The sequence below is a fragment of the Amycolatopsis sp. WAC 04197 genome (assembly GCF_003947475.1).
Lineage (GTDB): Bacteria > Actinomycetota > Actinomycetes > Mycobacteriales > Pseudonocardiaceae > Amycolatopsis > Amycolatopsis japonica.
Window position 1 is genome coordinate 110769 of sequence record NZ_QHJK01000005.1, and the last position, 14258, is coordinate 125026.

Annotated in this window: 12 protein-coding genes; 6 read left to right on the forward strand and 6 right to left on the reverse strand. The window is 70.5% G+C overall.

What is annotated here, in order from left to right; all coding sequences use genetic code 11:
- Positions 1 to 143: 143 nt before the first annotated feature.
- The 6 genes from DMC64_RS21080 (at position 144) to DMC64_RS21105 (ending at position 6137) form a co-directional block, all read left to right on the forward strand.
- Positions 144 to 995 (forward strand): class I SAM-dependent methyltransferase, encoded by an 852-nt coding sequence (locus tag DMC64_RS21080; protein WP_037345491.1) that lies wholly within the window; start codon positions 144 to 146, stop codon positions 993 to 995.
- On the forward strand, positions 992 to 1894 hold the full coding sequence (locus DMC64_RS21085; RefSeq protein WP_125734915.1) for a GNAT family N-acetyltransferase: 903 nt from the start codon (positions 992 to 994) through the stop codon (positions 1892 to 1894). Before DMC64_RS21080 ends, DMC64_RS21085 begins: the two co-directional genes overlap by 4 nt.
- 32 nt (positions 1895 to 1926) lie before the next feature.
- Positions 1927 to 2856, forward strand: a complete 930-nt coding sequence (locus DMC64_RS21090; RefSeq protein WP_125735112.1) for a GNAT family N-acetyltransferase — start codon at positions 1927 to 1929, stop codon at positions 2854 to 2856.
- Between the two features lie 139 nt (positions 2857 to 2995).
- The gene (locus DMC64_RS21095) at positions 2996 to 3670 is read left to right on the forward strand and encodes an ABC transporter ATP-binding protein (RefSeq protein ID WP_037345489.1); all 675 of its coding nucleotides are present in this window, start codon (positions 2996 to 2998) and stop codon (positions 3668 to 3670) included.
- Complete coding sequence (locus tag DMC64_RS21100; protein ID WP_037345487.1) at positions 3667 to 5562, forward strand: YhgE/Pip domain-containing protein; 1896 nt, start codon at positions 3667 to 3669, stop codon at positions 5560 to 5562. Before DMC64_RS21095 ends, DMC64_RS21100 begins: the two co-directional genes overlap by 4 nt.
- Positions 5559 to 6137, forward strand: a complete 579-nt coding sequence (locus tag DMC64_RS21105) for a TetR/AcrR family transcriptional regulator (protein ID WP_125734916.1) — start codon at positions 5559 to 5561, stop codon at positions 6135 to 6137. The genes DMC64_RS21100 and DMC64_RS21105 overlap by 4 nt, the downstream gene beginning before the upstream one ends.
- Positions 6138 to 6258: 121 nt before the next feature.
- On the opposite strand, the gene DMC64_RS21110 is transcribed toward DMC64_RS21105, so the two are convergent.
- The 6 genes from DMC64_RS21110 to DMC64_RS21135 are packed head-to-tail and all read right to left on the reverse strand — an operon-like array spanning position 6259 to position 14230.
- Positions 6259 to 6585 carry a CU044_2847 family protein gene (locus tag DMC64_RS21110; RefSeq protein ID WP_125734917.1) on the reverse strand — a complete coding sequence of 109 codons (327 nt, stop codon included), beginning with the start codon at positions 6583 to 6585 and terminating at the stop codon, positions 6259 to 6261.
- Between the two features lie 9 nt (positions 6586 to 6594).
- The gene (locus DMC64_RS21115; RefSeq protein ID WP_125734918.1) at positions 6595 to 7884 is read right to left on the reverse strand and encodes an ABC transporter substrate-binding protein; all 1290 of its coding nucleotides are present in this window, start codon (positions 7882 to 7884) and stop codon (positions 6595 to 6597) included.
- Positions 7881 to 8969, reverse strand: coding sequence for a hypothetical protein (locus DMC64_RS21120; RefSeq protein WP_125734919.1), 1089 nt, complete (start codon positions 8967 to 8969; stop codon positions 7881 to 7883). The genes DMC64_RS21115 and DMC64_RS21120 overlap by 4 nt, the downstream gene beginning before the upstream one ends.
- Positions 8966 to 10381: a VWA domain-containing protein gene (locus tag DMC64_RS21125; RefSeq protein WP_125734920.1), complete on the reverse strand. Its 1416-nt coding sequence runs from the start codon at positions 10379 to 10381 to the stop codon at positions 8966 to 8968. Before DMC64_RS21125 ends, DMC64_RS21120 begins: the two co-directional genes overlap by 4 nt.
- A 10-nt stretch (positions 10382 to 10391) precedes the next feature.
- On the reverse strand, positions 10392 to 12629 hold the full coding sequence (locus DMC64_RS21130) for a serine/threonine-protein kinase (protein WP_125734921.1): 2238 nt from the start codon (positions 12627 to 12629) through the stop codon (positions 10392 to 10394).
- Positions 12626 to 14230, reverse strand: coding sequence for a serine protease (locus DMC64_RS21135; RefSeq protein ID WP_233629747.1), 1605 nt, complete (start codon positions 14228 to 14230; stop codon positions 12626 to 12628). The genes DMC64_RS21130 and DMC64_RS21135 overlap by 4 nt, the downstream gene beginning before the upstream one ends.
- Positions 14231 to 14258 lie beyond the last annotated feature (28 nt).

Sequence of the window (14258 nt, forward strand, 5' to 3'; positions counted from 1 at the left end):
GGGGGAAAGAGTAGCGCGAACCCACTGCGCTAACAGATATCCTACGCGGCCCCCTGTACACGGCACAATCAGGGTCGCCCCCACGATCACGGCGGGCGGATAGGCTGTGCCGCGAAGCCCTGACCTGGGGAAAGGATATCGGTTTGAGCCAGCAGTCCGTCACCGAGCCCGATCGGCACGCACAGGCCGAGGAGCGGCTCGGCACCGCGGGGGTCGCCTACCGGGCGGTCTCGGCGCCGGAAGCGACCGCCGCGAACCTGGCGTGGTGGGACGCCGACGCCGACGACTATCAGGCGACCCACGGCGGGTTCCTCGGCGACGCGGACTTCGTCTGGTGCCCGGAAGGCGTCCGCGAGGCCGACGTCGCGCTTCTGGGTGAAGTCGACGGCAAGCGGATTCTCGAAGTCGGCTGCGGGCAGGCGGCCTGCTCGCGCTGGCTCGCCGCGCAGGGCGCCGAGGCGGTGGCGACCGATCTGTCGGCGGGCATGCTGCGGCACGCGCGGGAAGGCAATGAGCGGACCGGCACGCCCGTCCCGCTCGTGCAGGCGACGGCCGAGTCGCTCCCGTTCGCCGACGCGAGTTTCGACGCGGCGTGCTCGGCCTTCGGCGCGGTGCCGTTCGTGGCGTCGGTGGACGTCGTCTTCGCCGAAGTCCACCGAGTGCTCCGGCCGGGTGCCCGCTGGGTGTTCTCGGTGACCCATCCGATGCGCTGGATCTTCCCCGACGACCCCGGCCCGCAGGGCCTCACGGTCACCCAGCCGTATTTCGACCGCACGCCTTACGTCGAGGTCGACGAAGAGGGCGTCGCGACGTACGTCGAGTACCACCGCACCCTCGGCGACTACGTCCGCGCGCTCTCCGACGCCGGCTTCGCGCTCACTGATCTCATCGAGCCCGCTTGGCCGGAAGGGCACACCCGCACCTGGGGACAGTGGAGCCCGTTGCGCGGCAAGCTCTTCCCCGGCACCGCGATCTTCTGCACCCAGCGGGGATGACCCCGGCGGCGGAACGGCAGCGGGCGCGGTTCGCCGCGCTCGACCCGTTGCTTCCGCCGCCTCCCCCGCTCCCTCCGGGCGAACCCCTCGAAGCAGGCGGCGCCAGCGGGACGATCACGCACGTGCGGTTCGCGGCGGGTTCCTGGCAACGGCTCTGGAGCCCCGCGCATCTGCAGATCCTCTCCGCCGTCCTTCCCCTCGACGCCGTCGCGGGCATGAGCGCGTTGCTTTCCGCCTGGCGCGAGCGAATCGCGCTCGCCGACGCCGAACCGGATTCGTCGTGCACGGTCACCTGGCCCAGCCGTGACGTCGCGGTCTCACGGGCCCTGCTCGACCACGGGCTCGCGCCGCAACTGGCGCTGGCCGTCCGCGCGCCCGCGGCAGGGGAAGCTCATTCCGTACCCGGCGTGACCATCCGCGCGTCGACGCGGGGCGATCTGGAGGAGATCGTCGGGCTTCGGTTCGAAGAACTTCGCTACACCTCGCTCGTCGGCCACGGTGTCGTCCGGCCCGGCGCCCAAGCCCTGCTCGCCGAAGAGGTCCGGCGCGGCCTGCAGTTCGGCGGCCGGGTCTGGATCGCCGAGGAGGAAGGTCTCACGGTCGGGATGGTGACCGGCGGAAAGCGCTCCCCGATCCCCGGAGACGCGCTCGCCGGACGCCTGCCGCCGGGCGAATGGGGCTACGTCGGAACGCTCGCGGTCACCGCGGCCGCGCGGGGACGCGGGATCGGGCGCGCGCTGACCGCCGTCGTGCACGACGAGCTGTTCTCGCCGTCGCTGCGCGGTACCTTCGTCTCGTACAATCCGGCGAATCCGCTGTCCCCGGTGTTCTGGCACCGGCAGGGTTATCGTCCTCTGTGGACGACGTGGGCGGCCGCCCCGGCCGCGGCCCTTCGGTAGCGGATCCCGGCGCGGCCGACCCTGGGGACGGGATGGAAATCGAGAAGACCTTGTTCGACGCGCACCGCGCCCGGTTCGCGTCGATCGACGGGTTCCTGCCCGAGGCGGCACCGGCCCCGGTCGTCGGCGAACGCGTGGACGCGGCCACCGCGGCCGGCGTCCAGGTCACCGGGGTGGTGCAACGTCAGCTGCACGGGCCGGACGACGTCCCCCTGCTGTGGTCGGCCGCCGACGTGCGCCAGCTGTTCCCGTTCATCGGGGACACCGGCACCGAGGGCATGGACGTGCTCCTGCGCGCGTGGCGGACGTGGATGGACGCCGAATCCCCCGGCGAGGACTCGTCATGCGTGGTCAACTGGCCGAGCCGCGACGCCGAGGCGATCCGCGCCTTCCTCGACCACGGGCTGGTGCCGATGTCCGCGCTCGCGGTGCGTACCGGCGGCCATCGGGACGCCCCGGCCGCCGAGGGTGTCGCCGTCCGCCGGGCCCGGCGCGACGACTTCGACACCGTGCTCGCGATGGCCGTGTCGACCCACGACTACATCGGCCAGGTCGCCACCCGGCACCGCCCGAACGCCGCGCAACTGCTCGCCCCGGCGCTGGAACGCGCGCTCGACAAGGATCTCCCGCTGCTGTGGCTGGCCGAACGCGACGCCCGCATCGCGGCGTTCGCGCACGGCGCGTGGATCACCTCCTCGCCCGGCTCGGCCGAGGCCGAACTGCTCCCCCACGGCCGCTGGGGCTACGTCTACAACGTCGTCACCCTGCCCGGCCTGCGCGGAAGCGGGCTCGGCCGCACACTGATGTCGGTGGTGCACAAGGAGTTCGCCGCCGACGGCGCGGACGGCACCTACCTCTACTACAACCCGACCAACCCGCTCTCCTCGGTGTTCTGGCACCGGCAGGGTTATCGTCCACTGTGGACGTCCTGGGAGGTCCATCCGGCTTCGGCCCTGCGTTAGTCGTCCGGTTTGCGGAGGTTTCGTCACTCTTGTGTGTGACGTGAGCCCCCCAAGGTTGTGCACCTCCCAGGTCAGGGCTAACTTTTGAACTGACCAGTCAGTTTAAAAGTTCCGCGAGTCACCGACCTGGGAGTTCTTCGTGCGGGTTCAAGCCGACAGGGTGTCCGTGACCGGACCCCACGGCACGTTGCTGTCGCCCACTTCGCTCACCGTTTCGGGTGGTGAGCTGGCGATAGTGCACGGCGAGCCAGGGGTCGGCGTCACCGCCTTCGGGCTGGCGCTGGCAGGCAGGCTGAAGCCCGCCACCGGGACGGTGACCGTCGAGGGCGGGGATCCGCACAAGGTCGTGGCGATCGTCGACTCCCCCGGGGTGAGCGAGCCGGATGGCGCGTTGTCGCTGCAGGTCGTCGTCGGGGAGGAACTCGAACTCGCGAAGCGCCCGGCGAACAAGGCCGCCGTCGCGAGCTGGCTGGCCGAGCACGACGCCGCCGCCTTCGCCACCACCCGCTTCGAGAACATCGAACCCGTGACGCGCACCCGGCTGCTCACCGCGCTCGCCGCGAGCCGTGAGGGCGTCGGCGTCCTCGTGCTCGACACCCCGGACCGGCACACCAGCGACGTCGACAGCTGGGCGCGGCTCGCCCGCGAGCACGCCGAGCGCGGCCTCGCCGTCATCGTGCTGACCGCCACCACCCCGGTTTCGGCCCTGCCGGAGAAGCCCGCGCGCTGCGGCGCCCTCGAGCAGCCCGACCCCGTGCGCTGCGCGCCGGTCGAAACCGCTGAGATCGAAGAGACTTCAGGAGACCAGGAATGAATCCCGTCCGGATCGCCGCCAACGAGCTGCGCCGGCTGAGCAGTGGCACCCTGCCGAAGCTCGCCATGGCCGCGCTCGTCCTGGTGCCGCTGCTCTACGCGTCCTTCTACCTCTACGCGAACTACGACCCGTACTCGCGCCTGGACAAGCTGCCCGCAGCCGTCTTCACCTCCGACACCGGCGCGAAGGACTCGGCCGGCGTGGAACGCAACGTCGGCCGTGAGGTCACCGACGAACTGGTCAAATCCGGCACGTTCCAGTGGCACGAGGTGTCCCAGGACGAGGCCGCGAAGGGCGTCCGCGACGACAAGTACTCGTTCGCGATCGGCATCCCGCGCGACTTCTCCACCGCGCTGCTGTCCTCGGGCAACTTCCAGCCCCAGCAGGCGACGATCACGCTGACCACCAACGACGCGAACAACTATCTGTCCGGCACCATCGCGAAACAGGTCGCCGAGCAGGTCCGCAAGACGATCGCGGAGAAGGTCGGCAGCGAGGCGGCGGACAAGTTCCTGGTCGGCTTCTCCACGATCTACGGCAAGATCCAGGAGGCCTCGACGGGTGCTTCGCAGCTCGCCGACGGCGCCGGCAAGCTCAAGACCGGGCAGCAGCAGCTGGCCGACGGCGCCAACCAGCTCGCGTCGGGCAGCTCCCAGCTGGCGACCGGCCTCGGCACCCTGAAGTCCAGTACCGCCCAGCTCCCCGCGCAGACCCAGAAGCTCGCCGACGGCGCCGGTCAGGTCGCCGACGGGAACCAGAAGGTCGCCGACGCCGCCTCGCTCGCGGCGACGGCTTCCGGCGACATCCAGACCAAACTCGACGGTTACCGCACCCAGCTCGCGCAGGATCTGCGTGCCGCCGAAGTCCCCGAGGCGAAGGTGCAGGAGATCCTGAGCCGCCTCGACACCCTCCGGTCGCCGGTCGACCAGGCGAACACGAAGATCCAGGGCGCGAACAGCCAGCTGATCCAGCTCGCGTCCGGCGCCCGGCAGGTGTCCGACGGCGCGCACCAGCTGGCCTCGGCCACCCCGCAGCTCACCAGCGGCATCGCGCAGGCGGCCGACGCGTCGGCGCAGATCCGCGACGGCGCCGCGAAGCTGAACGACGGCGAGAAGACCGCGGTCAACGGCACGAACCAGCTCGCCGACGGCGCGGTGCAACTGCGCGACGGGCTCGCGGCCGGGCTGAAGGAGATCCCGAACCCGGACGACCCCACCCGGGCGGCGACCGCCAACACCATCGCGGACCCGGTGGCGGTCAACTCCTCCGGTGTCGCCTCGGCCGGGACCTACGGCGCGGGTCTCGCCCCGTTCTTCATCTCGCTCGCGACCTGGATCGGCGCGTTCGTGCTGTTCCTGTTGCTGCGCCCGCTTTCGACCCGCGCGCTGACCGCCGGCGCGTCACCGTTCAAGGTCGCGCTCGGCGGCTGGCTGTCCTCGGCGCTGCTCGGGATCGCGCAGGTGATCGTGCTGTTCGGCGCGGTGACCTGGCTGGTCGGCATCGACGTCGCGCATCCGCTCGGCGCGATCGGGTTCGCGGTGCTGGTGTCGCTGACCTTCACGTCGGTGGTGCACGCGCTCAACGCGTTCTTCGGCGCCGTCGGGAAGTTCCTCGGCCTGGTGCTGCTGGTGCTCCAGCTGGTGAGCGCGGGCGGCACGTTCCCGTGGCAGACGATCCCGGACGCGTTGTACCCGTTGCACATCGTGCTGCCGATGGGTTACGCGATCGACGGGTTCCGGCACCTGCTCTACAGTGGCGCCTCGATGGAGATCCTCGGTGACATCGGTGTCCTTGTCGCGTATCTCGTCGGCGGGATCCTGGTCTCGACACTGGCGGCGCGGAAACGGCGCACCTGGACGGTTTCGGCGCTGAAACCCGAGCTGGCGTTGTGAGTCCCCGGGGTGAGGCGACGAAGCAGAAGCTGTTCGAAGCGACGCTGCGGTTGTCCGCCAGCCGTGGCCTCGTGGGGCTGACGGTGGACGACATCGCGGCCGAGGCGAAGGTCGCGAAAGGCACCGTCTACTACAACTTCGGCAGCAAGGACGGTCTTGTCGACGCACTGCTGCGCTACGGCGTCGGCGTGCTCGCGGAGCGCCTGCGCGCGGCGACCGGCGACGGCGACCCGATGGACGTCATCGAGTCGCAAGTGGACGGTGCGCTGGAGTTCATCGCCGAATACCCCGGTTTCTCGCAGATCCTGGTGAGCGAGATGTGGCGTACGCCCGGCACCTGGCACGAAACGCTGACGCTGCTGCGCGAGGAGATCATTTCGATCGTGCGCGAACAACTCCACCGGCTGGACGCCGCCGGGCGGCTGCCCGACGGCGTCCAGATCCAGACCGCCGCGGCGGGGTTGTTCGGCACGATGCTGGTGGTCGCGCTCGACTGGCAGGTGTTCCAGCCGAAACGGACCAGGGCCGACGTGCGGGAATCGGTGATGGTGCTGATCCGGGGCCTCGGGCGCTAGTCCGGGTCTCGCGTGCTTGAACCCGGATTTCGCGTGATCGGGGACGGATCACGCGTGATTGAAGGCGGATCTCGCGTGACGGAGCGTGTTCCGGCTCCGATCACGCGAGTTTCGGCTCCGATCACGCGTCTTCCGTCTCCCGGACCCACTTCAGCTTGACCTCGAAGTTCCCCTCCAGCCCCGTTTTCGCGATGACGGCGCCCGCTTGCGCGGTCAGCTTGACGCCGAACTTGAGTTCGACCTCGTCCGGTCCCCTGGTCATCGACCGGAAGGCGTCCAGTGCCGCCGCGGCCGCGTCCTTGACGTTCGCGAGTGCCGCTTCGAAGGACCCCTTGGTGTCCTCGATCAGGTCGTCCCGCCGGGAGACCCGGGCGGTGCCGGGGACCGGGTCGATCTCGACGATCACCGAACCACCGCCTTCGAGCGGGAATCGTGCCAGGTCGTTCACCGATACTCCTCACTGTCCACAGGGGATTTCGAACCATTCGCCCTGCTGGATGTTTTCTCGGACGTCGTCGAGTTGTTTCAGCAGGATGTCCAGCCGGTCCCGGTTGCTCAGGTATTCCAGGACGGCCCGGTGGAACGCGCCGGTCATCGTCGCGGGCATCAGGTCCGAGGCGTCGAAGCACAGCGCGGACGCCGAAGTGATCGTGTCCGCGACCCTCCGGCTCACCTGATCCGGATAGACGTCGAGACCGAGCTTCCGATTGGCGGAAAAGGCGTTCGCGCGCGGGATCGACGGCCAGATCCGCTGTGCCTTCTCCGAAGCGAGGAACTCCATCAGCTTGCGCGCCTGCGGGGTGTCCTGGAACATCCCGGCGAGGTCGGCCGCGACCTCGGACACGTCGCGGCCGGGGAAGGAGAGGAAGTCGAAATCGGTGCCCGGCTTGGGAAAGGTCCCGTCGGGGCGTTTGAAGTTCTGGTAGCGGCTCATGATGAACGACGCCTGGTGTTCGAGCGCGCAGCCCGGCGGGTCGGTGAACATGGCCTTGCCCGCGTCGCCGAAATCGGTCAGCAGCGCGGCCGCGGTACCGCCGCGGATCGCGGTGGGTTCGAGCACGGAACCCCAGTCCAGCCAAGCCTGTTTGACCTCGGGTGAGGTCCACGGCAGCCCGCCGGACGCCCACTGCCGGTACTTCTCCGGCCCCGCCGAATGCAGCAGGATGTCTTCGATCCAGTCGGTTCCCGGCCAGCCCGAGGTGGGCGGGGCCCCCATCCCGACACACCAGGGCGTGCCGCCGGCCGCCGTCACTCCGGCGGAGTATTCGCGGAGCGCGGCGAACGTCGTCGGGCGGATCCCGGTCATCCGCGCCGGGTCGTACCAGATCAGGCTCTTGAGATCGGCCTTCACCGCGACCGCGTACAGCTTCTCTGTGCCGATTTTCTGCAGGGTGACCCACTGCGAGCTGAAAGACCGCGTCACGGCGGCGGAAAGGTCGTCGTCGAGCGGCAGCAGGTCACCCGACTTCCGGTATTTCGCCAGCACTCCGGCGTTGGGCAGGACGGCCACGTCCGGCGGCGTACCGCGCTGGACGTCCGAAGCGAGCACCTGGTCGACCGCCCGGGTGCCTTCGTAGAGGTAACCGATCCCGGTGTCGGCCTTGAACGCGTCCAGCACCTGACGGAAGGCCGTCTCCTCGCCGCCGGTCCAGGACGCGAGGACGACGACCGGTTCGTCCTCCGCCGACGCCGAACAGCCGCCCGCGACCAGTGACAGCGCCGTCAGCACGGCGATCAGGCGCTTCACGGGCGATACCGGTATTCGTCGATCCGGGCGTGCAGCCCGAGCAGGACGAGCCCGCCCGCGAGCAGGGTGCCCGCCGGGATCAGGAACTCCCGTCCGCCGGATTCGGCCGCGGCGGAGGCGTCGGCCGCCACCGCCTTCGCGCCCGCCGTGGCCACCCGGGTGTTGTCCGTCGCCACCGTCGTGGACTGCCGTGCCCGCACGCGGAATTCGTCGACGGTCACCCCGCATCCCTGCCCCTCGTCGCAGTACCCGGTCAGCAGGTCGGCGAGCTGCCGCTGACCGGCGTCGTCGGCCGCCTTGATCTGCTGAGACCGCGCGACGGCGACCCCGTCGAGCCGCTCCCCGACCGACTCCAGCCGGTCGCGGCTGATCAGGGTGAGCACCAGGGCGACGCCGATGGCGGCGATCAGCACGGTCGCCGCGAGCAGCGGGAGGTTCGCCACGCGCCGGAAACGCTTCCGCAGGTACAGCTGGGTGAAGACCAGCAGCACCAGCAACGCCAGCACCGGCAGCAGCCACAGCGGGAGCATCGCGAGGCTCATCCCGGTGTCCGACAGCTGCCGGTCCAGCGCCTCACGTTGCCTGCCCTGCAACACTTCCAGTTCTTCCAGGACCCCGCCCGACGCGTGCAGCAGCCGCGAGGCGTGCCAGAGATCGACCGCGCCCAGCACGGCGGCGTCCGGCTGGCGGAAGTGCACGTCGGCCTGTCCGATGGAGCCCGAGTAGGCCGCGACCTGGCTTTCGATCACCTGCAGCGCGTTGCCGCCCGCTTCACCCGCCTGGTTGAACTCCGCGACCCGCGCGAGGCTCTGGCTGGCCAGCGCCAACTGGTTCGCGTACTCCTGCCCCGGCCCGGCGAGTTTCGCCTCACCGGAGGCGAAACTCGCGATCGCGGCGGCGTCGGCGGCCACCAGCGCGGCCCGTGCGGCGGTCACTTCGAGCACCGCCTGGGCGGTGCGGTCGCGGACGGTCTCCGCCGTGTTCTGGACGTTCTGGAACGCCCACAGCGAGACGACCAGTACCGCGAGGGTGAGCGCCAGCAACGCGGTGCGGAGCCGGACCAGCCGTACCCGGGTGGCCGTCACGAAACGACCTCGCCGAACGGTCTTCCACAGCCGACGCAGAAGTTCGCCCCGACGGGTGAGAGCGCGGGGCAGGCCGGGCAGGCGACCGGTGTTCCGTCGGGCATCGGCCGATCTTCCTGCGGAAGGGCGATTTCCGAAACCCTCGACGGGATGACGACGTGCAACGCGTGGCTGCGGGTCGCGTCGGGGCGCAACCGCACCACGCCTTTCTCCGCGTCGACGATCTCCACGACCCCGGAGAGACGGCTGAGGGTTTCTTCGTCACCCGCTGCGGTGGCCAGGGCGACCGCGCGCCCCCAGTCCCGTTCGGCTCCGGCCTGGTCGCCTGCCGCGTAGGCGTCGCCGCCCGCGGTCAGCGCCTCGCCGAGATCGGCCTGCGCGGCGTACTTCGAGACCATCGGGTGAATCAGGGTCGGCGGGATCGGATCGCGTGTCCACCGCCCCGCGATGGCCAGCGCGTCCTCCTCGACCGTGGCTCCCGGCACCGGGACGAGTTCCGTCCACGCCAGCTGGCGGTCCTGTCCGTGGCTGGGTTCGAGGTCCGGGTCGAGATCCAGGATCAGCTGGTAGTCCCGTGTCTCGTCGCTCGCGAACGAACCGAGCGACAACTCCTGCTCGCGGACGCCGACCTCCCGGCACCGGTCGGTGAGGTCGTACTCGTCGGGGAACACCTGCTTGATCGACCGCAGCCTGCTGAACGGCATGGTGCCGATCCGCAGCCGGACCTCGGGCAGCACCTTCGTCATCGCGCTCTCGACCAGCTGCCGGAAATCGTCGGCGAGCTTGTCGTCCTCGACGACGGAATCGACGTTCCCGCGCAGGACCCGGCCGATCTGGGTGAGTTCCGCGGGCTCCCAGCCGTCGCCGATCCCCCTGGCGTCGCAGACGAAGCGGCCTTCGCAGCTGTTCAGCACGGTCATCAGATCGGCCCTGGTCTGGGAATCGTTGCGACCGTCGGTGAGGAGGATGGCGTGGCGGACGGCGTCGGGCACGCCGTCGAAGAGGTCGCGTGCCTTGGCCAGCCAGGCACCCATCGCGGTACCGCCGACGGCCGCGAGATGCTCGACGGCGGCACGCGCCTCCGCCCTGGTCCGGTCGGAAGCGGTCACCAGGCCGTCCTCGGCCGGGTAGATCATCTTCGCGCGGTCGGTTCCTTGGATGACGGCGAACCGCACGCCGTCGGGGAGGACGTCGATGGCCGCCGCGGCCGCGCGCCGGGCCTCGCCGATCTTGGTGCTGGGAAAGCGCATCGAACTGGAGCAGTCGATCATCAGGACCTCGGCGGCCGTCCTGGCGGCGGACGCTTCACCGCCGCGGGAGACGACCCGGACGATCGCGGTCATCGCCCGGTCCCCCTCGGCCAGGAACTTGTTCTGGTGCACTTCGAGGCCCAGACCCGGCTCCCCGCTCATCTCTCCCCTTTCACACCAACGTCACCGGTCTCACCGAGTTCGCGAGATCGATCAGCACGTCGTGCGCTTCCGGCGAGGGCGCGTGATGGGCGAGCCGCCGGTACGACCTGTCCAGCACGGTGCGGGCACCCGTCTCGTCCGCGCGCAGGATCTCGCCGTCGGTGATCCCGTCCTGCCCGAGCAGCACCCCCGCCAGCCCGGTTTCCCGCACCGCCGTCACGAGCCGGTCGAGTGCGTCGCCGTCGAGGTCCAACGCGGTCAGCCGGACGACCGCGTCGTCGAGTTCCGCGGATGACGGGAGGTCACCCGTCTCCGGCATCGGCGCGGACAGCACCCGCACCCCGGCGATCCGCGCCGCCTCGTCGTAGCGCGAGAATTCCGGGACCTGGTCGAGAATCCCGACGGCGGCCGCACGGTTGCCTCGTGACAGGCGGACCCGCGCGAGCCCGAACGCCGCACTGACCTGCGCCCGGTCCCGCACCCACAGGGCGTCGTAATACCGCTCGGCGGCGGCCGCGCCGTTGAGGTGCTCCTCGCAGAGCCCCAGTGCGAGTTTCGGCGGCTCCTCGCCGGGGATGTCGCGGTACACGGCGGTGAACTTCTCCTTGGCCGCGGCGAAATCGCCCTCGCCGAGCGCGAGCAGACCTCGATGCCACGCCACCCGCCAGTCGTGGGCGGCGCGCTCCCCCAGCAGCCGTTCGGCCTCCGCCACCGCCAGCGTGCCCTCGATGACCGCCCCGAGTTCCAGCTGCGCCCGGCACCGGCGGAAGCCGACCTCCGGCGAACCGGGCACCTTGTCGAGTTTCTTCAGCAGACGCGCCGCGTCGGGCGCGCGGACGGCACGGAGGAAGTTCGCCTGGGGGTCGTCCGGATCCTCACGCGGCACCGGCAGCCCGAGGGCGATCTCGTCGGCAGACGGCCGCGCGCCGAGCGAGACGGGTGTGCCGCGCGTCCAGTGCTCAAGCGGCGGCGCCTGACCGAGCCCGGCGTCGAGCAGCACCGCCCCTTCGGCGAACAACGTCGACGCGCCGGGCCGGGACTGCTTGTCCCGCAAGGAAAGGATCTCACCGAGGACGCCGTCGAGCTGGACCAGCATTTCGCGCGCGGTCGCGAATCGCTGTTCGAACGGCGCGGTCGCCCGGTCGAGGACGCGGAGGAACGACTCGATGCCGAACCGGACGCCGCGCGCGTCGGTGGTGACCGACCAGCCGTCGCTGGCCTGGAAGAGTTCCCGCAAGGTCACACCGACGGTGTGGATGTCGGACCGGACGGTGAGACCGTGGGTCGCCCGTTCCCGCGGGGTCACCTGGTAGTGCTCGGTGCCGACGATCGGGCTTTCGTCGTCGTCGATCTTGCGGATGGCGCCGAAATCGATGAGCTTGATCCGCTTCTCGCCGTGGATCACGTTGTCCGGCTTCATGTCGCAGTACAGCAGGCCTTCGCCGTGCAGGTAGTCGAGCGCGGTCAGGATCTCGCGCCCGTACGCCACGACGTGCTCGACCAGCAGCCGTCCCTCGCTGGAGTCCAGCCCGGCCCGGCCGCGGTTCTTGACCTCCCGCAGGGAAAGGCCGTCGACGAACTCCATCACGATGTAGCGGAAGTCGTCGTGCTCCACGACGTCGAGGATCCGGACGATGTTCGGGTGGTCCAGCGCGGTGAGCACCTGGCTCTCGGTCTCCGCGATCCGGACGGCGGCGGTGTTGTTCGTGTTGATCAGGCCCTTGAGCGCGACGTACCGGTCGCCGAGCCCGGAATCCGTTGCCAGATAGACGAACCCGAGCCCGCCACGGGCGACACAGCCAAGCACGTGGTAGCGGCCGTCGACCACGTCGCCCGCCGCGAGCTTGGGCGAGAAGGAGAACGGCGTCCGGCACACCGGGCAGAACCCCTCGGCGGGCGCGGGTCCGCCACCGACCGAGCGGCCGACCGGGGTGGACGTGCATCCGTGCTTGCCGCAGAACCGTTCCTCCTCCGGGACATGCGGCTCGGTGAGCAGGCGGCCCGCGACCTCCGGGAGTTCGACGACCGGCAGCGGGACCCGATCGTCCGCGCCGGCGTGACCCGCGATCCGCTGGGCGCGCGTGACCACCGTGCTGGTGATCCTGGTCGGCAGCTCACCGGGGCCGGGGATCACCAGGGTGGGTTTCTCCCGTGGCTCCTCCGGAGTGCCGGGCGGCAATCCGCAGATCTTGCAGAAGCCGGTCTTGCCGAGCACACCCGGGCAGCCGTCCTGTCCGCAGGCCGTCATCCGTCGATCCGTTTCCGTACGGTGTCCGCGTACCGCTCGACGGCGGCCGCCGCGGCCGCCAGGTCGCACGGTCCTTCGAAGAGCATCCGCCAGGCGGGGGCGTAGGCGGCATCCAGTTCGACGTCCTCGACGAGCCCGCCGTTACGGGCCATCTCCCCGTACGCGTCGAGCCGGGCACGCAGTTCCGCGCGCCGGGCGAGGTTTTCGTCGAGGAGGCGGCGCAGGTCGCGAGCACGGTCGACGGTCTTGGCCACCGCACGCTCACAGACCGGAAGCTGCCGTTTCACCCACTCCGTGTCACCGTCGCGCTCCGCCGAACGCAGTTGTGTCAACGCGCCGCGCAGCCGCCGCTCCTTCGGATGAACGTGCGGGGCGGCGGAGAAGCGGGGCGCGTCGCTCGCATTGTCCTTCTCCAGCTTGGCGAGTTCACCCAACCGGGTTTCCAGGAGGGCGAGCCGGCCCTCGATGTCGTCCTCGTCCGCGGGCAGCACGTCCGTGCTCGACCGGACCACGCTCACCCCCGGTGAGGTCGCCTCGCGGAACGCCAGCGCGAGCCGCAGCCCGAGTTCGTGCGCGCGCTGGGCCAGCGGCACGAGCACCTCACCGACGAGTTCGTCGGGTTCGGCGGCTTCGTCGACCCCGTAGACGACCACGGTGCGCCCGGAACCCTGACGGCCGGCCGGCGAATCCGCGGCGACGTCGAGCCGGTCGGAGATACGGCGGCGCACTTCGTCGGCGGTCTTGCCGATCGCGTCCACGGCGAGCGCGACACTGCCCACCGGCGGCACCGTCGGTCCCGTCGCGGTCCGGCCGGCGCCGCGTTCCCGGTCGGCGAGCACGACGGCGCGCCGCAAGGAGGCCGCGACGGCGGAATCGTCCTTCCCCATGATGATCACCCGGACGTCGGCCCGGCCGTGCCCGCCGAGCCAGCGGGCGAATTCGCGCGCGAACCGAGGATCGAGCGCGGGCGGCTCCGGATACTGCACGAAACCCGGGTCGATCGCGGGGCTGCCTTCGGCCCAGCTGCGCAGTTCCGGCAGGTATCCGAGCATGGTCTCGACCGGGATCATCCAGGAGACGCGGGCGGCCTCGGTCGCGTACCGGGTCGCGACCATGCCGACGACGTGGCCGGTCTTGTCGGCGATCACCGCCGAACCGCTGAAGCCGTGGGTGATCGGCTCGGCGTCGGGATCGCGGTGCAACTGGACGCGTTCGAGGCCGTGCCCGCCGTCGCCGACGACGGTGGCCAGCGACCACATGCCGTCCGAACCGCAGGGGAAGCCGTACGCCCGGACGCGCTGGCCGTCTTCGAGGGCTGTCCGGTGAAGCGGGGCGCCGGAGATCTGTTCCTCGGGTTCACGCAACCGGAGCAACGCGATGTCCCCGCCGTCGTCCCCGATGGGCGCCGCCTGCGCGACGATCGTGGCGATTCCGGACTCCACACCGGGAAGCGCCACGAAATCCACCGTGACACCGTCGAGGCCTTCGATCACGTGAGCGCAGGTGAGGAGGTGTTCGCAGTCGAGCATGGTCCCGGCGCCCAGGATCCGCCCACGACGATCGCGCAGCCGCACCCGCCAGCGTCTGCGCTCGGAAGTCACGCGAAAGACCCTACCGATCGTGAGTGGT

Coding starts and splice junctions, on each gene's coding strand:
- DMC64_RS21085 (WP_125734915.1), top strand. CDS start 992: ATGACCCCGGCGGCGGAACGGCAGCGGGCGCGGTTCGCCGCGCTCGAC.
- DMC64_RS21090 (WP_125735112.1), top strand. CDS start 1,927: ATGGAAATCGAGAAGACCTTGTTCGACGCGCACCGCGCCCGGTTCGCG.
- DMC64_RS21100 (WP_037345487.1), top strand. CDS start 3,667: ATGAATCCCGTCCGGATCGCCGCCAACGAGCTGCGCCGGCTGAGCAGT.
- DMC64_RS21125 (WP_125734920.1), bottom strand. CDS start 10,381: ATGAGCGGGGAGCCGGGTCTGGGCCTCGAAGTGCACCAGAACAAGTTC.
- DMC64_RS21130 (WP_125734921.1), bottom strand. CDS start 12,629: ATGACGGCCTGCGGACAGGACGGCTGCCCGGGTGTGCTCGGCAAGACC.